Annotated in this window: 16 protein-coding genes; 9 read left to right on the top strand and 7 right to left on the bottom strand. The window is 73.6% G+C overall.

The window, feature by feature from the left end; genetic code table 11:
* The 7 genes from BCD49_RS20250 to BCD49_RS20225 form a co-directional block, all read left to right on the top strand.
* The coding region (locus BCD49_RS20250; RefSeq protein ID WP_131803518.1) for a S8 family serine peptidase at positions 1 to 1,782 on the top strand (1,782 nt) is incomplete at its 5' end.
* Between the two features lie 681 nt (positions 1,783 to 2,463).
* Positions 2,464 to 3,225 (top strand): NUDIX hydrolase, encoded by a 762-nt coding sequence (locus tag BCD49_RS20245; RefSeq protein WP_051466643.1) that lies wholly within the window; start codon positions 2,464 to 2,466, stop codon positions 3,223 to 3,225.
* Positions 3,222 to 4,667, top strand: a complete 1,446-nt coding sequence (locus BCD49_RS20240) for a molecular chaperone DnaJ (protein WP_071041778.1) — start codon at positions 3,222 to 3,224, stop codon at positions 4,665 to 4,667. The genes BCD49_RS20245 and BCD49_RS20240 overlap by 4 nt, the downstream gene beginning before the upstream one ends.
* Before the next feature lie 84 nt (positions 4,668 to 4,751).
* On the top strand, positions 4,752 to 5,714 hold the full coding sequence (locus BCD49_RS20235) for a hypothetical protein (protein ID WP_007515554.1): 963 nt from the start codon (positions 4,752 to 4,754) through the stop codon (positions 5,712 to 5,714).
* 52 nt (positions 5,715 to 5,766) lie between these two features.
* Positions 5,767 to 7,182 carry an adenylosuccinate synthetase gene (locus tag BCD49_RS20230; protein ID WP_071041777.1) on the top strand — a complete coding sequence of 472 codons (1,416 nt, stop codon included), beginning with the start codon at positions 5,767 to 5,769 and terminating at the stop codon, positions 7,180 to 7,182.
* A gap of 91 nt (positions 7,183 to 7,273) precedes the next feature.
* Complete coding sequence (locus BCD49_RS44190) at positions 7,274 to 7,450, top strand: hypothetical protein (RefSeq protein ID WP_007515556.1); 177 nt, start codon at positions 7,274 to 7,276, stop codon at positions 7,448 to 7,450.
* A gap of 122 nt (positions 7,451 to 7,572) precedes the next feature.
* Positions 7,573 to 9,357: a DHA2 family efflux MFS transporter permease subunit gene (locus BCD49_RS20225; RefSeq protein ID WP_007515557.1), complete on the top strand. Its 1,785-nt coding sequence runs from the start codon at positions 7,573 to 7,575 to the stop codon at positions 9,355 to 9,357.
* Between the two features lie 15 nt (positions 9,358 to 9,372).
* Here BCD49_RS20225 and BCD49_RS20220 read toward each other — a convergent pair whose 3' ends face one another.
* From BCD49_RS20220 to BCD49_RS20195, 6 genes are all read right to left on the bottom strand, one after another.
* The gene (locus BCD49_RS20220) at positions 9,373 to 11,001 is read right to left on the bottom strand and encodes a glycosyltransferase family 2 protein (protein WP_007515558.1); all 1,629 of its coding nucleotides are present in this window, start codon (positions 10,999 to 11,001) and stop codon (positions 9,373 to 9,375) included.
* A 743-nt stretch (positions 11,002 to 11,744) separates the two neighbouring features.
* The gene (locus BCD49_RS20215; protein WP_007515561.1) at positions 11,745 to 12,278 is read right to left on the bottom strand and encodes a Rieske (2Fe-2S) protein; all 534 of its coding nucleotides are present in this window, start codon (positions 12,276 to 12,278) and stop codon (positions 11,745 to 11,747) included.
* Between the two features lie 269 nt (positions 12,279 to 12,547).
* Positions 12,548 to 13,132, bottom strand: a complete 585-nt coding sequence (locus BCD49_RS20210; RefSeq protein WP_007515563.1) for an FHA domain-containing protein — start codon at positions 13,130 to 13,132, stop codon at positions 12,548 to 12,550.
* 121 nt (positions 13,133 to 13,253) lie between these two features.
* Positions 13,254 to 14,036, bottom strand: coding sequence for a Rieske (2Fe-2S) protein (locus BCD49_RS46160; protein WP_007515564.1), 783 nt, complete (start codon positions 14,034 to 14,036; stop codon positions 13,254 to 13,256).
* A 30-nt stretch (positions 14,037 to 14,066) separates the two neighbouring features.
* Complete coding sequence (locus BCD49_RS20200) at positions 14,067 to 14,660, bottom strand: DUF6529 family protein (protein WP_007515565.1); 594 nt, start codon at positions 14,658 to 14,660, stop codon at positions 14,067 to 14,069.
* Positions 14,661 to 14,948: 288 nt separating this feature from the next.
* Positions 14,949 to 18,395, bottom strand: a complete 3,447-nt coding sequence (locus tag BCD49_RS20195) for a helix-turn-helix transcriptional regulator (RefSeq protein ID WP_083401575.1) — start codon at positions 18,393 to 18,395, stop codon at positions 14,949 to 14,951.
* Positions 18,396 to 18,646: 251 nt separating this feature from the next.
* Here BCD49_RS20195 and BCD49_RS20190 point away from each other — a divergent pair, with 251 nt between their 5' ends.
* Positions 18,647 to 18,910 (top strand): hypothetical protein, encoded by a 264-nt coding sequence (locus BCD49_RS20190; RefSeq protein ID WP_241832366.1) that lies wholly within the window; start codon positions 18,647 to 18,649, stop codon positions 18,908 to 18,910.
* Between the two features lie 21 nt (positions 18,911 to 18,931).
* Here BCD49_RS20190 and BCD49_RS20185 read toward each other — a convergent pair whose 3' ends face one another.
* The gene (locus tag BCD49_RS20185) at positions 18,932 to 21,277 is read right to left on the bottom strand and encodes a sensor histidine kinase (protein WP_131803517.1); all 2,346 of its coding nucleotides are present in this window, start codon (positions 21,275 to 21,277) and stop codon (positions 18,932 to 18,934) included.
* A 182-nt stretch (positions 21,278 to 21,459) separates the two neighbouring features.
* On the opposite strand from BCD49_RS20185, the gene BCD49_RS20180 reads away from it, so the two are divergent.
* Positions 21,460 to 22,173 carry a response regulator transcription factor gene (locus BCD49_RS20180; protein WP_007512979.1) on the top strand — a complete coding sequence of 238 codons (714 nt, stop codon included), beginning with the start codon at positions 21,460 to 21,462 and terminating at the stop codon, positions 22,171 to 22,173.
* Positions 22,174 to 22,390 lie beyond the last annotated feature (217 nt).

The following is a 22,390-nucleotide window of genomic DNA, read 5'->3' as shown; positions in this document are numbered from 1 at the left end:
ACACTACAGATGGAGAGCAACCCGAAAGGGAAATCCTCGCCGTCTTCCGCCTCGGCTTCGGCCCGTTCGACCGCGTCCGGGCGCTCAGCCTCCCGGCGCGAGGTCGAGCGTCGCCACGGCCGGTACCTCGTCGGCGCGGCTCCTCGGGAGCTGCTGCCCGCCGGAGTAAGCGTGGCGGATCCGAAGGCGATATTCGAGCGGCTCAAGACGCTGCCAGACGTCACGTTCCACCGTGAGCTGGCGATGTCCACCAACGGCCCGCTAGCGACGTTCGGCACCGGCGCGGCGCAGCCGTCGAAGATTGCCGTCTTCGAGATGCCCGAGGATCGGGCGGCCGCGTTGCGCCAAGCCCCGGACGTGCTCATCGAGCCGGACCGGAGGCTGAATGTCGCCGATCCCGCTCTGGGTGCGGCCGGGGTCCTGCCGGACCCCGGAAGACTCGCCACGCCCGGAGAGACGACGAGCCTGTCGTTCACGGTCCAGGGCCGTGACGGAACGGGCGTCGCCGGGGCAACCGTGCTGGTCCAGGGGCGGAACTTTCCCGTACAGGGGATCACCGACCAGAACGGTCGGGTCTCGGTGACGCTGATCGCCGACACCCCGGGCACCATCCAGAACGTCTACGTCCGACCGGCGTCGGACTACTGGGAGCGCTCGATCGACCGCCCACGCCTGTCGGCCAGCGAGGACAACGTCATCGCGCTGGAGCCGCTGAGCCAGCTGATGCCGGACTTCCCGAGCAGGCAGCAGTTCACCTGGGGCCAGCGGGCCATGGGGATCGACCGTATCCCGCCGACCTACCGCGGTGACGGCGTCAAGATCGCCCTCATCGACTCGGGCGTCGACGTCAACCACCCTGACCTGAAAGGCCGGATCACCGCTGGGTTCGACCTGGTTGACCGGGCTGGCAGGCACTGGGACACCGACGAGGTCGGGCATGGCACGCACTGCGCGGGCACCGTCACCGGAGCCGACAACGGGCGCGGCATCATCGGCATCGTGCCGGGTGCGGAGATCCACGTCTGCAAGATCTTCCCKGGTGGGCGGTTCAGCGACCTCATCGAGGCGCTCGACTACTGCATTCAGCAGAAGATCGACATCGTGAACCTCAGCCTCGGTGCCGACGCCGGATCGATCTTTGTCTCCAGGAAGATCGAGGAAGCCCGGCAGGCCGGGGTGGCGTGCATCGTGGCCGCTGGCAACGTCGCGGATCAGCCGGTCCGGTTCCCAGGTTCGCTGCCGACGGTGTTCACGGTGGCGGCCCTGGGCAAGGCCGACACCTTCCCAGCGGACAGCAACCATGCGGAGGCGGTGATCGGCCAGCCGACCCTGGATGGTTACTTCCCGGCGAGGTTCAGCTGCGTGGGCCCGGAGATCGACGCGGTCGCCCCAGGAGTGGCGATCGTATCGTCGGTCCCTGGCGGGGGCTACGCGGCGCTGGACGGCACCTCAATGGCCGCGCCGCATGTCACCGGGCTCGCCGGGCTGATCCTGGCACATCGGGCGGACTTCCGACGACCGTTCGTGAACCCGGCGGAACGGGTGCAGCGGCTGTTCGACGTTCTGATGGCCTGCTGTCGGCCATTGCCCGAGTTCGGGCCAGGTCGGGCCGGCGCCGGACTGCCCGATGCCACCCAGGCCCTCGGGCTGGCGATGGCGCCCGCTCAGATCCCCAGGGTGGCCGCTCCCGGCGCACAGGTCATGACCGAGGTGCAACTGCTGTTGGGAACCCTCCGGTCCGCGATGGAGCGGGCCGGCCTGTCGGCTGCGTCCGTCGTCTAGGACGGCGGCGCTGTTCGTGACCAGCCAGTGAGGCGAATGTCCGCGCGGCGGATTGCTGGCCGACGCGGCCCGGTGTCGCCGTCGCGGACATGAAGCGGCCACCGAGCGGTAGTCGCGGGTCGCAGGACTCTCGACGAGCTCGGTGGCCGCGAGCCATCTCGACCGCGGCCGTGCATGGATCCCGGGGGTCCCGTGGTCCGGGGCAGCCTGGACCGGCCCACTGACCACCTGCTCCGCGTCCTTCTCGACCTGAGCGCCCCGCGGTCCCGCGCCCTCCCGTCTCCGGCGGGCGCGCCGCGTGGGCAAGATGTCGCGTGGGCGACAAAATCCCTTGGCGGCTGGGGACTTGTGAGTTAGGTTCTTCTCAACCTCAGAAATTCTTGGGTTGAGAACTACTCCTGTTGAGAGCTACTCGGTCCGAGTAGAACTCGCCGTCCAATCCTTAGGAGAGCCATCGTGGGCCCTGGGTCGGAGCGGAGGCGGCCATCGCGGCCGGCCGTTTCGCCGGCGCCGACGGCACCGGTGCCGTCGGGGGGGCCGGTGCCGTCGGTCGTCGCGGGCGTCTTCGACGAAGATCCTTTCGTCGAAGACGCCCGCGACGAGGCGGTCGTCCTCGCCGCGGACGACGACGCGGCGGAGGCGGCGTTCCTCTCCTCCTACGACCCGCGGAGCTACGAGCCGATCGCCGTCACGGTCGACGTCATCGCGCTGACCATCCGGGTCGTCGAGGCGGTGCCCACGCTGCACGTGCTGCTGGTCCGTCGCGGCCAGCCGCCGTACCTGGGACGGTGGGCCCTGCCGGGTGGGTTCGTCCGCCCGGCGATCGGGCCGGACGGTACCCGGCGCGACGAGGATCTGTCGGAGGCCGCGGTCCGCGAGCTCGCCGAGGAGACCGGGCTCGCGGCGTCCACGGACCAGCGAGCGGTCGACCGTCGCCTCGCCCGGGTGTACCTGGAACAGCTGGCGACCTATGGAGCACCGGGTCGGGATCCCAGGATGCGGGTCATCTCGGTCGCCTACCTGGCCTTCGCTCCCGATCTGCCGAACCCGACCGCCGGTGGCGACGCCGAGACGGCCGCCTGGGTTCCGGTTGTCCGCGTCGACCGCGACCACATGGCGTTCGACCACGCGCGGATCCTCGACGACGCGCTCGACCGGGCCAGCTCCAAGCTCGAGTACACGCCGCTGGCGACCACGTTCGTCGCGCCCGAGTTCACCATCACCGAGCTGCGAGAGGTCTACGAGGCGGTGTGGGGGCAGCCGCTGCACGCGCCCAACTTCCACCGCAAGGTGCTCTCCGCGCCGGGCTTCGTCGAGGACACCGGTGCCACCACCGCGCGTGGCGGCGCCCGTGGCGGCCGGCGCGCACGGCTCTACCGCGCCGGCCCGGCCCGGCTGCTGCACCCCGCGCTGCTGCGTCCAGGGCAGGAGGAGCCACGATGACCCACACCGGTTCGGCCACCATCCCGCCGACGGCGACGAGTCGCGGCGGCGCTGGCGAGGACGGTCCGCGTCAGCCCGCCTCGCTCGACGAGGTGATCGACCTCGTGCTGCGCCAGGGCCTCGGGGAACGGGAGCTGTTCGGGCCCGCCGAGCCGACCGCCGGCCGCTCGCCGGAGGCGGCGCTGCGCGCGGCCCGCCGCGTCTACCGGGCCATGGCCCGGCTCGCGCATCCGGACGTCGCTCCGATGGCCCGTCGCACCGAGGCGGCCAGGGCGTTCACCCGGCTCACCGAGCTGTGGGAGGCCCATCAGCTGGCCGCGGGCGRCACGTCGGGCGCGCGGCGGGGCGACCGGTCCGGCACGGTCGTCTTCGGCCGCGGCCGCGCGCCGGCGGCGAAGGCTCGCACCGGCTCGGCCCGCTCAGCCGGCGCCACCGGCGCGGCCGGCTCCCGGCTCGCGTACACCGTCGGCGAGCGGTACGCGGACGGTGACATCACCACCCTGTACCGGGTGGCCCGGGCCACGCCAGCCGACGGCGACGACGCCGGTGGACCGGCCGACGGTGCCGATCCGCCCTACGTCGTGAAGATCGCCCGCGCGGTGGCCGACGACGATCTTCTCGCCCGGGAGGCGGCGGCGCTGCGCCGGATCGCCAGGCTGGGTGACCCGAAGTTCGCTCCCTACGTGCCGCGGCTGGTGGACACCGGCCGGTTCGCCGATCCGGCGGCCGGCGGCGCGGGCCGCCGGGCGAACGTGCTGGGCAGGCTCGACGGCTTCGTGACGCTGGCCCAGGTGCGCGCCGCGTACCCGGGCGGGTTGGACCCGCGCGACGCCGTCTGGATGTGGCGCCGGCTGCTCGTCGTGATCGGCTACGCGCACCGCGCCGGGGTCGCGCACGGGGCGGTGCTTCCCGACCACGTCCTGATCCACCCGGAGCAGCACGGCCTGGTCCTCGTCGACTGGTGCTACAGCGCGGTCCCGGACCCGGCGCCGGACGCGATCGTCGGCCCGTACCGCGGCGCCGGGCTCACCGGTGGCCCGGGGCGCGGGGCGTCATGGCCCCGGACGCCGGGGCGCGGGGCGTCCGGGCTCGACGACGGCGACGGTGGCGGCGACCCGAGTCGGCGGATCCCCGCGCTGGTGGCGGCGTACGCCGACTGGTACCCGCCGGAGGTGGCGCGCCGCGAGCCGCCGGGGGCGGCGACCGACCTCGCCCTCGCCACCCGCTGCGTGTCCTACCTCCTGGGCAGCCCTGACCCGGCCGGGCTCGGCGCCGGTGTGCCCGCGCCGATCCGCCGGTTCCTCGGCGGCTGCCTGCTACCAGCACCGTCCATGCGGCCGGACGACGCCTGGCAACTGCTCGGCGAGCTCGACGACCTGCTGGGCCGCCTGTACGGCCCCCGTCGGTTCCGCCCGTTCACGATGCCGCGCCCGGCGCGCTGACCGCGCGCCGGCGGCGCCCTCCCAGGGGCCAGGTCCGGCCCCGACCAACGTCATCATCCCTTCTTCTCCTCCTGGAGGATCACCATGGGTAGCGGTAGCTGGTCGACAAACGTCTACGACGCGGCCGCGAGCTTCCGGCGCAGCAGCGGCCGGAGCGCCTTCGACTACAGCGACCGGATGCGCCACGCCGGCCGGGCGATGAAGGTCCACGCGGACCTCGACCCGCGCGGCGTGACGGCGCGGGAGAGCCGCGACTCGGACGAGCACCCGACCTCGGTCGCCATCTCGGTGCTGTTCGACGTCACCGGCTCGATGGGCTCGGTGCCGCGTGAGCTGCAGAGCAAGCTGCCGGCGCTGTTCGGCCTGCTGCTGCGCAAGGGCTACGTCGAGCACCCGCAGATCATGTTCGGCGCCATCGGCGACGCCACCTGTGACCGGGTGCCGCTGCAGGTCGGCCAGTTCGAGTCGGACAACAGGATGGACGCGCACCTCGGCAACATCATCCTGGAGGGCGGCGGTGGCGGCCAGGTCAAGGAGTCGTACGAGCTCGCCATGTACTTCATGGCCCGGCACACCGCGATCGACTGCTTCGAGAAGCGCGGCCGCAAGGGCTACCTGTTCATCATCGGCGACGAGAACCCTTACAAGGCGGTCGACGCCGGCCAGGTCCGCGACGTGATCGGCGACCGGCTGGGCGGGCGCATCCCCACCACGGAGATCCTCACGGAGCTCCAGCGGATGTACCACGTCTTCTTCATCATCCCGGCCGGCGCCGCGCACGCGCGGGAGAGCGCGGTGCTCGACACCTGGCGGGCGCTGCTCGGCGAGAGGGTGATCGAGCTGGACGACCTTGGCCTGGCCTGCGAGACGATCGCGCTCACGATCGGCATCCTCGAGGACTCGATCGACCTCGACGAGGGCCTCGACGACCTGCGTGACCTGGGCGCGGACGCCGCCGTCGCCCCTGTCGGCAAGGCGCTGTCCCGGATCCGGCCCGGCGGCGCCCGGCCCCTGGCCAACCCTGACGGCGGCATCGCCCGTCTCTGACCGTCTTTCCGTCTTCCGTCTTTTCGCCGAGTCAAGGAAGGAAGGAGCCGAGATGCGGCCCGACCATGTGATCGTCGTCGATCTCGGCTTCGGCGACGCCGGCAAGGGGACGGTCGTCGACYACCTCTGCCGGGCCGCCGCGGCTGCCGGCCGGCCGRCCAGCGCCGTGGTCCGTTTCAACGGCGGCGCGCAGGCGGCGCACAACGTCGTCACCGACGACGACCGCCAGCACACCTTCGCGCAGTTCGGCGCCGGCACGCTCGCCGGCGTGCCGACCCACCTGTCGCGGTACATGCTCGTCGACCCGCTGGCGCTGGCGGCGGAGGCGGACCATCTCGCCGCCCTCGGCGTGCCCGACCCGTTCGGGGCGCTCACCGTTCACCGGGACGCGCTGCTGACCACGCCGTACCACGCGGCCGCGAACCGGGCCAGGGAGCTCGCCCGCGGCACCGGGCGGCACGGTTCGTGTGGAATGGGGATCGGGGAGACGGCCGCCTACGCCCTCGCCTACCCCGACGACGCGCCGCGGGTGGGCGACTGCGCGCACCCCGCCCGGCTGCGCCGGCTGCTCGGCGAGCTGCGGGCGCTGCTGGAGTCGGAGCTCGGGCCGCTGCCGGCGCCGCCGGTCGAGGACTGCGTCGAGGTGTTCGGCGAGTTCGCCCGGACGGTCCGGTTCGTCGATGACCGGCACGTCGTCGAGCTGCTGCGCGCCGGCCCGGTCGTCTTCGAGGGGGCGCAGGGCGTGCTGCTCGATGAGTGGCACGGCTTCCACCCGTACACGACCTGGTCGACGACGACGTTCGCGAACGCGGAGAAGCTGTTGCGGGACGCCGGGGTGGACGGCGGCGACGTCACCCGCCTCGGGGTGCTGCGGACCTTCACCACCCGGCACGGCGCCGGCCCGCTGGTGAGCGAGGACGCCGCGCTGACCGCGGCACTGCCCGACCGGCACAACGGCGTCGGCCGCTGGCAGGGGGCCTTCCGGGTCGGGCACTTCGACGCGGTCGCCCATCGGTATGCCGTCGAGGTCGCGGGCGGGGTGGACGCGGTCGCGCTCACCCACCTCGACGCCCCCGCCGCCCACCCGCTCGGGGTGTGCCGGGCCTACGACGTCGCGGACGCGACACCTGGGAGCGGCGGCTTCTCCGACTGCGGCGACATCACGGCGGGGCCGGTCCAGCAGCCTGATGACATGGACCTTGTCGACAGCCCGGCGGGCGCCCGGACGCGGGACGCGCCGAGCGGGCCGCGCCCGGACGCGGCGGTGCGGCGGATCGACCGGCTGACGCCGGGGCCGGCCGGTGACCTGGAGCGGTCGGCCGCGCTCACCCGCCAGTTGCTGCGGGCCCTGCCGGTCCTCGACGAGGCGTCGCCGGGCCCGGACGAGTGGCCGGACCTGGTCGCCGAGGTTTGTGGCGCACCGGTATCCGTCCGCTCCTATGGGCCGCGCAGCGGCGACAAGCACTAGTTCACCACCCGCCACAGCGGTTGGCGTCGGCCAGCTGCCAGCCGCGGCGACAGCGCAGGAAAACGAATGCAAGAACCCGGAGGTACCGGCCGTGACGAACTTCTATCTAGTGACACTCATCCTGGCGCTGCTACTGGCGCTGGGCACCCTCTTCCTCCTGGTTCTGCTGCGAGTGCTGGAAGAACGCCGCGACGTGGCCGACACCCGTGTCAGCTGGTCGGTCCGCGCCTTCCAGGACCAGGACGACGACCGCGAGGCGCTGCGGTAGGTACTGCCCGGCTGCCCGGCTGCCCGGCTGCCCGGCTGCCCGGCTGCCCGGCTGCCCGGCGGTCTGGCTGCCCGGCGGCCTGGTCCGGGTGACCGGGCCGGCCGGCGGCGTAGGGTCCGGCTATGCCGACCGGTGTACCGCCGTGGCCCCCTGCCGGGCGGGGCGGTCCGGACCCGGCCGACGGTCCGGACCCGGCCGACGGTCCGGACCCGGCCGACGGTCCGGACCCGGCCGACGGTCCGGACCCGGCCGACGGGCCGGCCCTCGTGGAGCCGCAGGCCGAGGCCTGGCGGGCGGGCGACCTGGTGGTGGGGTCCGCGCGTGGGCGATGGGTGCTGCTCGCGACCGTCCTCGGCTCGGGCCTGGCGTCGATCGACGCGACCGCGGTCGGAGTCGCGCTGCCGTCCATCGGGCGCGACTTCGGAACCGGCCTTGCCTCGCTGCAGTGGGTCGTCACCGCGTACACGCTCGCGTTGGCCGGGCTGCTGCTGCTCGGCGGTTCGCTCGGTGACCGGTATGGCCGGCGTCGGGTGTTCATGCTCGGCGTCGGGTGGTTCGCGCTCGCGTCCCTGCTCTGCGGGCTCGCGCCGAACTCCTCCGTGCTGGTCGGCGCGCGGGCGCTGCAGGGGGTCGGTGGGGCGCTGCTGACGCCGGGCAGCCTCGCGATCCTGCAGGCGTCCTTCGCCGCGGACGATCGCTCGCGGGCGATCGGTGCCTGGTCTGGCCTGTCGGGGGTGACGACGGCCGTCGGGCCGTTTCTCGGCGGCTGGCTGGTTGGCGCGGTTTCCTGGCGGCTGATCTTCTTCATCAACCTGCCGCTCGCCGTGGCGGTGCTGGCGGTCGCGGCGCGGCACGTACCGGAGTCGACCGACCCGGCCGCGCCGCGCCGGATCGACGTGACCGGCGCGGCGCTGGTGACGCTCGGCCTGGTCGGGCTGTCCTACGGGCTGATCGAAGGGCCGGGCCGTGGCTGGACCTCGCCGGTCGTGACCGGGTCACTGGCGGCTGGCGTGGCGCTGCTGGGTGCGTTCATCGTCGCCGAGCAGCGGGAGCGCGAGCCGATGCTCCCGCCAACGCTGTTCGCCTCCCGGCAGTTCACGGCGGCGAACCTGGTCACCTTCGTGATGTACGCGGCGCTCGGCGGTGCGTTGTTCCTGCTGCCGATCGAGCTGCAGCAGGCCGGCGGGTACTCGCCGATCGAGGCGGGAACCGCTCTGCTACCCATCACGATCATCATGCTGGCTCTGTCAGCTCGCTCTGGCGCGCTGGCGGATCGGATCGGTCCCCGGCTGCAGATGAGTGCCGGGCCGCTGCTCGCCGCCGCGGGGCTCGCGCTGCTGTCCCGGGCAGGCCATGGCGACGGCTACCTGCGTGACGTGCTGCCGGCCGTCGCCGTACTCGGCCTGGGTCTGGCGACGACGGTCGCGCCGCTGACGTCGACGGCGCTCGGCGCGGCGCCCGCCGACAAGGCCGGCGTCGCCTCCGCGGTGAACAACGACGTGGCCCGCACCGCCGGTCTCCTCGCCGTCGCCGTGCTGCCCGCGGCCGCAGGGCTGAGCGGCGGGGCCTATCTGGACTCGGGCGCCTTCAACCACGGCTTCCGTATCGCGATGTGGCTGGCCGCCGCACTCTGCGCCGCCGGCGGCCTGCTGGCGGCCCTCGGCATTCGCAACCCGCCACGCCCGGCATTCCGGGTGCCGACGCGGGTGCCAGTCCCGGCTCCGGCGGCCGGGCCCGCCCGAGGAGGGCCGGCCGCCGGCGTGCCGCCGCCGGCGCCGGCCAACGCCGTCCAACCGCATTTTCTGCACTGCGCGCTGGACGGGACGCCCGTCGCGACGAACCCGAGGAACTGCCCGCTCGGACCGCCTGCCGCCGGGCAGGCGGTCCGAGCCGCACCGGCGGACTGATCTCGGGCGTCCCGATCAGCCGAGGTATTCGGCGACGACGCCCAGATATGCCTCGTTGAGCAGGGGACGCTGCCGGGACAGGAAGTGCAGGATGCGTACGCCGGCGGTGCGCGCCTCGTTGACCGAGGAGAACGCCTTCGGCCTGCGGTTCCAGGCGGAGTCGAGGGGGGACACCCTCGTGCCGGTGGCGGCGATCGCCCGGACGAGGGCGAGCTGGTCCTCGCCGCCGAAGCGGTTCCACTCCTGGTGCCAGTGGTTGAACATTCTCCCCGTGCGCCCGTTCTGGTCGAAGAGCATGACGCCGCTGTTGTAGTAGCGGCGGTCGGCCAGGCCGAGGTCGGACATCAGCTGGTACTCCGGCGCCCGCCGGGTGGGGTCGTTGACGCTGTGCGCGATCACGTCCCCGACGGACGAGTGCATGTCCGGAGCCATCGCCATGTCGTGGCCGCGCAGCAGCTCCCAGATCTCCTCGATCGGGGAGATGACGATCGTGTCCGCGTCGAGGAAGAGCGTGCGCTGGAACGACCAGCGGTAAAGCTGGGTCTTGTGGAAGCGGGACGCGAACCCGCCGGGAAGGCTGCCGACGATGAGCGTTTCGCATTCCAGGTCGACCAGCTCGTGGCTGGGCGCGTCGGTGACGACGCGCACCGGGCCGTCGTAACCGTGCAGACGCAGTGTGCGGGCGCTGTCGGTCGCGAGCTTCGTGTACATGTCGCCGAGCGCCAGATAAAGCACTCCCTGGCTTACCGATGCCTTGCCATGACCGTTCTGGGCCCGCTTCCCATTGCCGTTTGCATGGCCGTTGCGACCCGCGAGAGTGGGTCCGGTCAGCGGCGACGGAACGAGGCCGTCGCCTTCGCCAACCGGGCCCGTCCGCTCGGCGCCGGTGAGCTGCTTCGGGATCGTGGCGGCCGGGATCGCGGGCGCCGGGTCCACGGGCAGCCAGCCGATCGCCTTGGCGGCGAGCATGAAGTCGATGCGGCGCTGGATGTGGTCGGGCCGGCGGTGCAGGGCGTGCGGGTCGGGCAGCTCGATCTGGTTCATGAGCGTCTCGGGGTCGGGGCTGGTAGGCGTCAGGTAGTTGCGCAGGCCGGCGCACAGCCGCATCGCGACACAGAGCAGCATGTCGTCCTCGGGCACCTGCTCCTCGGTGTAGTTCATCAGCCAGCGCAGCTGAGCCACATGGTGCAGGTTGCGGGTGCGGACGAAGAAGCCGCGGACCAGGACGTCGATCTCCCGCGGCCGGGGGAGCCGCTCGACGTTGCGCGCCCGATAGACGCCGTCGGGCGGGATGATCCGGCCCATCTGTCCGATCGAGCCGAAGCCGGGCAGTGCCTCGGCGGTGTTGACGAAGTGCTCGACGCAACGGGGCCCAGGCAGCATGTCGTCGTCGATGAAGAACGTGTACTCGTGGTCGTAGGCGGCCAGCGGCACGAACCGTGAGTAGGGACCGGTGTTGTGTCCCCAGCGGTAGACGCGGTCTGCGTTGTCCAGCACCGACGTCGACAGCGCGTACTGGTCATCCAGATGGGTGTCACAAACTGTGACGGTGCACGGGGTGGACTGCGCGCGAAGCGCGTTCACGACCCGTTCGACATTGCCGGGACGTTTCCAGTTAATGACGACTGTCTCGACCTTGTTCATGCTCCCCGTCAACATCCACCCATGATGAAACAGCACGAATAGCACGCCTGTCGGCGTGTGGAGAACTGGGTTGGCCCAGACCGGACCTAGGCGCGACGCGACGGCGCGGGCGCCTGTGGGCGGGGGGTTGACCGAAATGTTCGCACGTCAACGGCAAAGTTCTCAAGAGGCTTCAAAGCGTGCAGTGAGTGTGACCTGCGTCACACCTTGCGGTGGGCCTGTGAAGAGCCTCGGAGTGCCGGTGCCGCGGCGACGGGGCCGTCGGCAAATATTTCGGAAGCGGCAAAAAATGACGCGCAGGTTTCGGCCGGCTGAATCGCGCGATGCGTTTCGCGGAAGTAACGCCGCCGACGATGACCTGGAGGTGGAAATGATGTGCACCCGGACCACTACTCTTGGTAGTCAGGTCGCGGCGGTCCGCCCGGCCGTCCCGCCAGTCCTCGGGAACGGCCGGGTCCGCGGATCCGCGCGTCGACAGCCGGGCGACGGGTCGCGGGACCCGCGGACATCCGGCTGGAGCGTCGGGCCGCCCGCGGCGGCGCCGGGTGGCGGACGAGTGCCAGGCGGGAATGATCACCGGCCGGCGGTCGACGTGGCGGTGAGGGCGGCCGCGCCAGTGGGGGAGACCGCGTCGGTGAGCCACTCAGCCGATGAGGCGCTGGCGGTTTCGGGCGAGCGAGATCAGGCCGCCCCGGCTGGGTCCGCCGCGTGTTTCGAGGCGGGCCAGCCGGGGCGGGGCGGCCTCAGGACTGGAAGATGGCGTTGTCTCGCACGGTGACGGCGACGGACTTGAGCGGGCTCGGGGCGGGGCCTGCGACGGGGGCGCCGGTGGAAACGTCGAACTTGCTGCCGTGGCAGGGGCAGTCGATCGTGCCGTTGGCCACCTTGGCGACGGTGCAGCCCTGGTGGGTGCAGACGGCGGAGAAGGCGTGCACGTCGTTGCCGCTGGTGCGCGTGAGCACGATCTTGCTGTCCGAGAGGATCAGCCCGCCGCCCGCCGGCACCTGGTCCAGGGTGGCGAGCTGGGTGCCGCCGGAGCTCGCGGTCGAGCCGCCGGCCGTGCCCGCGGCACTGGTGGCGGCCGACGGAGCCGCCGCGGAGCCGGTGGCCTGGGAGTACGAAGCGTCGTCGTCGTCAGAGCTGGAGCATGCGGCCAGCAGGTAGCCGGATGCTCCGACGGCGGCGGCGATCAGCGGGACCGTCGCTCGCCGGCTGAGACCGGCCGGCCTGACCTGAGTTTCGGTCGGCTCGGCCTGGGTTGTGGCTTCCTGCGTCATATCAGCCCTTCCTATACGGCGATACCACCCGACAGGTCAGACGGTAGGCCGGCAGATGGGCTGAGAGGCGGTAAGCCCGGCCGTTGCGATTAAAGAACTGGTGAGAATCATTCCGCCCACCGCCGAACGTGACTGTCCGGAGTCGCGGAACGGTCGTCGGAATGTCCCGCCCGGGTCGGCCGCGGCACGCCCGGGCGGTGAGAGCCAGAGCACGCGACCGCATTCTCTCCTCGCATGAGGTCACCGGCGCGCCGCCGCGGCGCGGATCGTCAGGAGAGGGCGACGAGGGCGCCGATGGTGAAGGCGGCGGCGAACAGCCAGATCAGCGTGGGCACCGTGCTCAGCCAACGGGGCGGCTTGCGCCGCGCGCTCGGGACGGGCGCGGGCGCGGTCCGCTGGGCAGGCACGCCGGCGGACTGGTGCGCACCGGCCGGCACGGGTGCCGGAGTGGCCCCGCGGCCGGCCCGCTGGGCCGGGTTCGGAGCGCCGCCACTTGGCGCGAGCCTGGTCTCGAGCTCGTCGAGGGTGGGCTCGGCCGGGGGGGCGGCGGCGGCCGGCACCAGGGCGGCGAGCACCACCTCCGGACCGTCGGCGCCGCCGAGGCGCAGACGGGTCACGTCGCCGCCGACCCGCACCGAGCCGACCTGCGCGCCGTCGTGCCACATCCCGTTGGTGCTCAGGTCTCGGGCTACCCAGCCGTCCGGCGTCGGCTCGAGCGAGACATGCCGGCGCGAGACCTTCGGATTGCTGATGACGATGTCAGCGTCGCGGGCCCGGCCGACGACCGCCGGGCGGTCGCCGGGCAACGTGAGCTGTTCGGCCGGGGTCGTGACGCTCAGCGCGACGGGTGGCACGCTGGTCCCCTCTCGTGCTGGGCACGTCCGGCCCCGCGAGCGCGGGGCCGGACGGCGATCAGGTGGCGGGCTGGGTCTCGGTCCGGCCAAGGCCGGCGCGGTGCGCCGAGAGGGCGGACTGTCAGGAAGGGAAGACGGCGTTGTCGCGGACGGTGACGTCGACCGCCGGCAGCGGTTTCTTGGCCGGGCCGGCGACGGGGGCGCCGGTCGCGGCGTCGAACTTGCTGCCGTGGCACGGGCAGTTGATCGTGCCGTCCGTGACGTCGGAGACCGTGCAGCCCTGGTGGGTGCAGATGGCCGAGAAGCCGTGCACGTTGCCCGCGTCGTCCCGGGTCAGCACGATGCCGGCCTTGTCGAGTACCACGCCGCCACCGGCCGGCACCTGGTCGAGCGTGGCCAGCTGGCCGCTACTCGCGCCGCCGCCGCCGCCACCACCTCCGCCGGCCGGCGCGGTGAAGACGGCGTTGTCGCGGACGGTGACGTCGACCGGCGGCAGCGGGCTACCGGCCGGGCCGGCGACGGGGGCGCCGGTCGCGGCGTCGAACTTGCTGCCATGACACGGGCAGTTGATCGTGCCGTCCGTGACGTCGGAGACCGTGCAGCCCTGGTGGGTGCAGATGGCCGAGAAGCCGTGCACGTTGCCCGCGTCGTCCCGGGTCAGCACGATGCCGGCCTTGTCGAGTACCACGCCGCCACCGGCCGGCACCTGGTCGAGCGTGGCCAGCTGGGTGCCGCCACTCGCGCCGCCGCCGCCCGCCGCGTTGGCGCCGGGGCCGGTCTCGCTCTCGTCGTGCCCCTTCGCTACGGCGAAGCCGGCGACGGCACCCGCGACTACGACCACGGCCGGGACGGCCCGACGGGTGAGGGCCCCTGACTGGGGCGGCGCGGAGACGTCTTGCGTCATCTCAGCCCTTCTTCGTGACGGCCGGAGCGATCAGACATGAGGAATGCCGGAGCGGGTGAAGAACCAGAGCGACGCGGTCAGCCAGAGCACGATGAGCGTCGTCAGGACCAGGCTGCCGAGCACCGGCAACGCCCAACCAGGCAGCTTCTTTACCCGTAGACCGAGCATCTTCGCCGCGTAGGCGCCGTAGAACGCGCAGCCGGCGATGCCATGCACGACGACGCGTGGCTCCGCGGTCTGGAAGCCGAGCGCCCACAGGCAGTGGAACGCCACCGGGAGCGAGATGACGAAGGCCGCCGTCCCGCTCCACCGATGGACGATCGCGACGGCGGGCCCGGCTGAGCCGACACCCGGCAGCCGCCCCCACATCCACAGGGCGGTGAGGAGCTGCACGATGACGAGCAGCACGATCACCGTCGTGAGCCACGCCTTCATGGGGAGCGGCGAGGAGAAGCCCAGCGTGTAGAGCGGGCGCCGAGCGGGCTCGTGTACCCGGCCGTAGACCCCGAGAACGACCGCGATCACGGCCCCGATGAGCAGCGCGCCGGCGAGGCCGGCGCCGCCGGTCGCGAACCCGCGCCGCGCCGGCGCGGCCGGTCCCGTGGCGGGCTCAGGCATCGACATGTGGCCTCCGTTCCAGGCCGGAACGGCGTCGCGCGTCCATGCTCACGCCCCCCGTTCCGGCTCCCCGATCGGTGGGGGTGCCCGACGCGCGTGGCCACGTCGGACACCTMCACCAGCAGGTTCAGCCTGATCTGCTATTCCCGACCAAAACATCGGGGGAAACCCTGGTTCCGGATGCGCCCGAGCGCGGCTCGCGCATCGGCCGGAACTCCGCCGTTGGATCATCGCGTCGTAGGGGCTCTGACTGTCAAGGATCTGCCGCGAATCCGGCGCGGCGCGGCCGGGGCGTCAGGATCGAAGGACGGCGCCGACMGCGGCCCGGGAAGGCACTCCAAGCTTGGCCAGCACCTTCGTCACGTGGCTTTCGACCGTCTTCTCGCTGACGAACAGCTCGGCGGCGATCTGCCTGTTCGTCTGACCGGCGGCCACCAGCTCGGCGATCTGCCGCTCCCGCGCCGACAGCCGCGCGGCCGTCGCGCCCGACATCTCGCTGTTCCTGGCGCCCGCCTGTGCGCCGCCGTCGGCCGCGGCGCCGATGCCGGCCAGCGCGCCGCCGCCAGGCGCGCCGCCGCCGACCCCCAGCCCGTCGCCGCCGCCGAGCCCGCCCACCTGCCGGGCGGCGGGACGCCAGGAGCCCGCCGGGCGCCCGCCGCGGGCCACCTTCTCGCCGAGCTGCCGCAGCAGGCGGGCCGCCTCGTCGCCGGGTCGCCGGGCGCCGGCCGCCCGCAGCCGGGACTCGGCGCGCCGCAGCTCGCTGACCGCCGTTGTGGTGTCGCCGACGGCGGTCAGCGCCCGCCCCGCGAGCGTCAGCGATCGACCCGACTCGATGGGCAGGCCGGCCCGCTCGGCCGCGGCCGCGGACGCGAGCGCGGCCTTCGCCGCCGCCACCGCGTCGCCGCGCGCGAGCTCCACGGCGGCCCGCGCGCGCAACGCGGACGCCGCCCGCCCGGGCAGGCCACCGCCCGCGTGCGCGGCCGCGTACTCCGCCCGCCGGGCCCACCGCTCCGCCGCCGCCACCCCGTCGACCGTTTCGGCATCGCCAGCACCGTTGCCCGCCAGCGCACCGGCCGCGCCGGCCCCGGACGACGGACGCACCACCTCCGACGGACGCGCCAGGTTCGGCGGGCGGATCKGGGCGGGCCCGGGACGGCGCTGGCCCGCGCGATCGAGATCGCGCCTGGCGAGCTCCGCCCGGGTGAGCAGCTCATACCAGTACGGGCGGTAGGCCTCCTCGACGCGGGGCAGGTCCGGGCCGCCGGCGGCGGCGAACAGCTCGTCGATCGCCCGGTCCGGCTGGCCGGCCTCGACCAGTGCCTCCGCGTAGTGCGAGCCGGCGAGCACCGAGACGGCGTCGGTATCGGGATGGGCGACCTGGACGGCGTGCGCGCCGAGCCGTAGCGCCTCGGTCAGGTCGCCGTCCAGCGTCGCCGTCCAGCAGCGCACCGCCAGCGCCCAGGACAGGAACGGCAGGTGCGGCGCGAGCAGGCACGACTCGACGGCCTCCTCGGCGAGCCGCGCCGCCTCCGGTATCTGGCCCCGCCAGCCCGCCAGCGTCGCCCGGCCGACCGCCGCCATGGCGAGGGTGACGCCGCGACCCCGTCGGCGCGCGAGCGAGTCCGCGCGGTCGAGGTGCCGCGCGGCGGCCGTGAACCGTTCCAGATACATCTCGGTCCAGCCGAGCCAGGCGAGCATCGCCAGGTGGGGCAGCACCTCGTCGTCGGCCAGCAGGTCGTAGCGGCGGGCGGCCTCCGTCGCGCCGGCGTCGGCCGCGGCGACACCGCTGGCCATGTACTCGGCGCCCGCGAGCAGCCCGGTGGAGACGGCGAGCAGGGCCCGGTCGCCGAGCCGTTCGGCCAGCGGATGGGCCTCCCGCTGCCAGCGGCGCATGCCGTCGTACTCGCCGGTGTAGAAGTGGTCGATCACCAGCTGCAGGCGCAGCAGGCAGCCCTCGCGGGTGGCCGGGTCCGCCGTCGCCAGCGCGTCGAGCACCAGGGCCCTGGCCTCCCCGTGCCGGCCGAGCATGTGGTCGACGGCGGAGCGCAGCGCGATCACGTGCGCACGCTCCTCCGGGAGTGAGGACGGGATCAGGCCGAGGATCTCGTCCAGGACGTCGCGGGCCCGCTCCGGCTGGTAGCTCGAGTCCAGCGCGCTCGCCAGCCGGGCGAGCAGGGCGATGCGCCGCGGGTGGATCTCCCCGACCACGGCGGGCAGCAGCCGCAGGGCCGCGTCGTACCAGCGGGCGGCGGCGGCCGGCGCGCGTAGCCGGCTGGCGTCCGCCGCGGCGGCGAGCAGCGCCACCGCCTCCTCGTCGCCGGGCACCGCCGACCGCTCGACGTGGTGCGCCCTCGCGGTGGCGGGCGCCCCGCGCGCGGCGAGCGCCGCGGCTGCGCGGGCATGCGCGCCCAGCCGCCAGCCCGGGCCGGCCGAGACGTACACCGCGTGGCGCACGATGGGGTGCCGGAAGGCGAACCGGCCGGGCAGCTCCGTCGGCCGAATGACATCGGCCCTGATAAGGACGTCGACGGCGTCCAGCGGCGAGACGGCGATCTCGTCGATGTCGACGCTGATCTTGACCGTGACGAGGGGGCCGGTCGGCTGGGCCGTGGGCGTCGGCGCTCCCGTCGGCGTGCTCGCGGCGCCGCCCGTCGACGTCGAGGGGGCGCCGGCGGCGGCCGCGGCCAGATCGGGGTCGAACGTGTCGCCGGCTACGGCGGCGCCCTGGGCGAACAGGCGGACCGGGAAGGGTAACGCGGCGATCTCCGCCCCTACGGCGGCGGCCACCGCGGGTGGGACCTTGTCTTCGAGGTCGTCGAGGGCGTCGTCCGTCACTCCCGTGGCCACGGCCACGGCCGCGCCGTTCGCCGCGGTGGTTGACGGTGGGAGCGAACGGGAACGAGCGAGCTGTTCCAGGTAGAAGGGGTTTCCGCCGCTCTGGCGATACCAGCGATCCTTGGCGACTGGATCCCGAACCAGGCTCAACAGCAGGTCGGCGTCGGTGCGGGAGAGCGCGCCGAGGCGGATCCGGGTGCCGGTGGCCCCAGAGCCCCCCGAGGCACCTGTGGCGGCGTCGGCTCCGGCGACGGCGTCGGCGGCCTGCTCAGGCGAGATGCCGGACGCCGCCTCGAGCGCGGCGAGCAGCGTGGCCGGGGCCTGGCGCGGCCGATAGGAGAGCACGAGCAGCACCGCCGCCGCCGGCGGACGGCGCAGGAGGTGCGCGACTAGCTCGGCCGACGCCGTGTCGGCCCAGTGCAGGTCATCGAGCGCCAGCACGAGCGGGTGCTCGGCCGCGAGCAGCTCCAGCAGTCGCCGTACGGCGCGGTAGGTCTGCCAGCGGTCCAGCTCGGAAGTGTCGGTCCTGGCCCGGCCGAGCGGACGGAGCGCCGGGAAGACCGAAGCCAGCTCGTCGAGTCGGTCGGCGCCGAGCGTGCACAGCCGGTCCGGATCAACCGCGCCGAGGTAGTCGTCCAGCGCGTCGACGATGGCATTGAACGGGATGTCGCGTTCCAGTTCGCTGCCGTGGCCTCGGAGCACCAAATGCCCGCGTTGGTCCGCCAGTGAGGTGAGCTCGTCGATCAGCCGGCTCTTGCCGATTCCGGCCTCGCCACTGATTTCCAGCCAGCCGGCTCGCGGCCGGTGGGCCGCGACCGCCGATCCGTTCCTCGCCCGCGCGCCCGGCGCCACCGTCGCTGACCTGCCAACGGTCAGTCGACCGATGGCCGCGCGGATCGTCGCCATCTCCCGATCCCGTCCCACCAGGGAGGCCCTATACCTCACTGTCCCTCCCCCGTGGCGTACCGCCGCGTGTGTCCGGGTCAGCAGGACCACGCGGGAGTTCGATCGCCTTTGGCGGGATTGTGGAGGAGCGTTCGGCCGTCCCGCGCGCCGGGTCGTTTGAGTGACATCGGCTGCCCTGCGTGCGGGTCGCTTGGGTGACATCGTCGGCCGGTTTTGGGGATCTCCCCGATATATAGGTGTGCCGTCGCCGGGTGACGCTGCTAGACATGGCGATGTTCGTCCTGTGCCACCGGCACGGTCCGGCCGAATGCCGGTTCGCGTTCGCGTCCTGGCACGGTTTCGACAGCCCTCTGCGGCACGGCCACGCGCTCGCCTCCTGCGGCCTGGGCCGCGACGAGCACCAGATGTTCTGGACGGTCGAGGCGGTGGACGCCCAGGCCGCGCTCGCGCTGGTGCCTCGGTACGTCGCGAGCCGGACCGAAGCCGTGCCGGTCACCGAGTTCCCCGTCCCCTGAGCCGTCCCGCGGGAGCCTGTACTAGGCGGCCGCCTCCGCCGGCTGCACAGCCTCCGCCGGCTGCGCCGGAAGCCGGCCGCGCACGGTGGTGCCTCGGCCGGGCGCCGTCTCGACGGTGAGCGTGCCGCCGGCGGCGCCCACCCGGTCGGCCATGCCGAGCAGGCCGGTGCCGGCCCGGGAGCGGGCATCGGCCGGGTCGAATCCAGGCCCGTCGTCGGTGACCGTGAAACACAGGCTGTCGCCGTCGAGGGCGAGCCGGACGAACACGCTCGCGCCTCTGGCGTGTTTGGCGGCGTTCTGTAGCGCCTCCAGGCAGGCGAAGTACGCGGCGATTTCGACCGGCGTGGCGAACCGCCGCCCGTCGAGCTCCGGCGCGCTTTCCACCCGGACGTCCAGCGGAGCCCGGCGGGCTCGGGCGCGCAGTGCCGTCGGCAGGCCACGAGCCGCGAGTACCGGCGGGTAGATGCCGCGGGCGAGTTCGCGCAGGTCGTCGATGCAGCGGTCGACGTCGTCCTGGCAGCGCCGTAGCGCCGCCCGGGCAAGCTCCGTGGCGGTGCCGCCCCCGCCGGCCTCGTCCGCGCTGGCGTCACCCGTCGTGCCAGCCAGCGCGGCGAGCTGCTCCTCGGCCTGACGGATCGTCACGGTCATCGCGACGAGCTGCTGCTGGGCGCCGTCGTGGATGTCGCGCTCGAGCCTGCGCCGCTCGTCGGCCTGCGCCGCCGCTAGCCGCGCCCGGCTGGCCCGTAGCTCGGCGGACTGCGCGGTGATCTGGTCGAGGCGGGCGCGCAGCTCGGCTGTGAGAGCGACGGCCCGCAGCGCCGGGCCGGCCTGGGCCGCGAGGTCGGCGAGCAGCCGCCGGTTGGCCCGCCCAAGCGGGCGGTCCGGCCAGGACTGGACGGCGACGTCCCCGACGACGGTGCCGAGGTGGCGGACCGGGATCACGACGAGGTCGGGCTCCGGGCCGTCCGCCGAATCCGAGCCGTCGGGTGCCCCCGGCCCAGGTGGCGCCCCGCCGCCTGGCCGCTCCGGGAACCACGCGGTCCGCGTCGCCGCCGCCTCACGCCCGCCATCGTCCTTCGCGTCCGCCCAGTCAGTCCCGCCCGTCCCGGCCTGGTCGGCCTGGTCGGCGTGGTCGGTGACGAAGGCGCGAGCCCGCGCGGACGGCACTCCCAGGCCCAGGGTGAGCGCCCGGGCGGTGCGAGGCAGCACGTCGTCGACCGCCGGGGCCTCGGCGAGCTGGCGGGGCAGTGCCGCCAGCGCCTCGTACGGGGTGGCGCGCACGCCGTAGACCAGCCGCTGCGCCGCCCGGCCGACCCAGTCCTTCGCCGGCGCGAACACCACGGCGACGAGCACGGTCGCGACCACCAGCGACGGCAGGGGAAGATCGTCCGTCCCCGACCCGGCGGCCGCCGCGAACCCGACCACCACCCCGACGTACAGCGTGGTGATGACGACGGTCAGCGCGCCGTAGACGATCGCCGCGACCAGGACCCGGTCGAGGTCCCACAGCCGGTAGCGCAGCACCCCGACGGCCAGCGCCAGCGGGAACCCGACCGCCACCGCCGCGACCAGCCCGAACGTCCCGACGACGCGCATCCCCGGGACGAGCTGCGCGACGAGGCAGACGGCGGCGAGGGTGGCGGCGATGGCCAGTGGGCGCAGCCGGGCGCGGTCGTCCCGACCGGCCCGGGCGTGCCGGACGAGCAGCCCGACCACCGCCGCGGTCAGCAGCAGCAGGCATACCTGGGTGAGCGCCCCGAGCGCAGCCCGCACCGGGTCGCCGGCGCCGGCCGGCAGCGCGCCGCGCCACGGGATCTCGTAACCGAAGGACTCGTCAGCCAGCGGCCCAGGGCGCAGCAGGCACAGCGCGACCCCGGCACCGCCGGCGGCGAGCCCGCCGAGCGCCGCCGCACCCCACCGGCACGACATCGGGCGGCCGTCCGGGAACAGCACCAGCACGACGGCCAGCGGCCCTGGGAAGAACAGCGGATCGAGGGCGAGACCAGCCCAGCCGGCGACGTCCGCCAGCGGTAGCGAGCCGGGGTCGACGCGCAGCCCGCGGTAGGCGTACTCACGCAGCGCGAACTCGAACACCACCGCGGCGCCGACGACGTAGAGCAGCGGGCCGAGCCGGTTCGCCGGCCGCACCCCCACCAGCAGGGCGCCGACCAGCCCCAGCGCCATCCCGAGCAGCAGCGAGACGACGATGAACCCCTCGTTCACGCCCGGGTCGACGCGATGTGGGACGACCGCCGCGGCCGCTGCGGCAGCCGTCGCGGTCACGATGGCGGCGAGGCCGGTGGCCACAGCCGGCCGGGCGCGGCTCGGGCCGCGCGCCGAGGCGGCCGCCGAGGCAGGCGTCAGCATGGCCGGTGCGCATTGGTCCGCATGCGTCGGATTGTCACCTACCATGACGGACGTGATCAGCGGTACCGGCACCACGATCGGCATGGTGCGTACACCCCGGGGGATCAGCGCCGTCGGTCTCCCTACCGTGGTCGCGTGACGACCACGGTCTGGCGGCGGGCGATCGGGTGGAGGGTGGTCCGGTGACGAGTAGTCCGGTGACAGCCGACGCCGCGGTGCCGGGTGGCCGGGCGCCGACGCGGCTGATCCTCGCCGAGGACAACCTGCTCGCCCGCGAGGGGTTGCGCGGCCTGCTCGGGTCGGCGCCGGAGATCGAGCTGGTGGCCGTCTGCGCGTCCTACGACGAGCTTCTCGCCGCGGTGGACGTGCATCAGCCGGACGTGGTGCTGACCGACATCCGGATGCCGCCGACCGGCACCGACGAGGGGATCCGGGCGGCGGCCTGGCTGCGCCGCGCGCACCCACGGGTCGGCGTGGTGGTGCTGAGCCAGTACGACGACCCGGAGCTGGCGTTGGCGCTGCTCGACGAGGGGTCGCGCGGGCGCGCCTACCTGCTCAAGGAGCGGATGTCGCATCGCGACCAGCTGCTCGGCGCGATCCGGGACGTCGCCGTCGGCGGCTCCGTGATGGACCCGAAGATCGTCGACGCGTTGGTGCGCGGGCACAGCTCGCGGTCCCCGCTCGCCGGGCTCACCCCGCGCGAACGGGAGGTGCTCGCCGAGATGGCGACCGGCAAGGACAACACGGCGATCGCCGCCGCGCTCGTGCTGACCGTCCGGGCGGTGGAGAAGCACATCAACGGCATCTTCAGCAAACTCGGGCTGGCCGAGGAGTTCGAGGTGCACCGCCGGGTCAAGGCCGTGCTGCTCTACCTGGCGGCCTATCAGGGCGGCTGAGCCGCGGGCCGCGCCGGCGGGTCGCGCCGGCGGGTCGCGCCGGCGGGTCGCGCCGGCGGGTCGCGCCGGCGGGTCGCCGGCGGCGGGGGTGTTCACACCCCCGCCGCCCGGCGTGTTGGCATCCCACTCGGCGGGCGTGCGGCCGGCCGGAAAGTCGGGTGTGCGCACGGTCGGCTTCGAGCCCGCCAAACGCGAGTCTTTCTAGGTGTTCGCCGGA

The organism is Pseudofrankia sp. EUN1h, from assembly GCF_001854645.1.
GTDB lineage: Bacteria > Actinomycetota > Actinomycetes > Frankiales > Frankiaceae > Pseudofrankia > Pseudofrankia saprophytica.
Note: the sequence above shows the minus strand (reverse complement) of the source record. Positions and strands in the feature narration are given on the sequence as shown.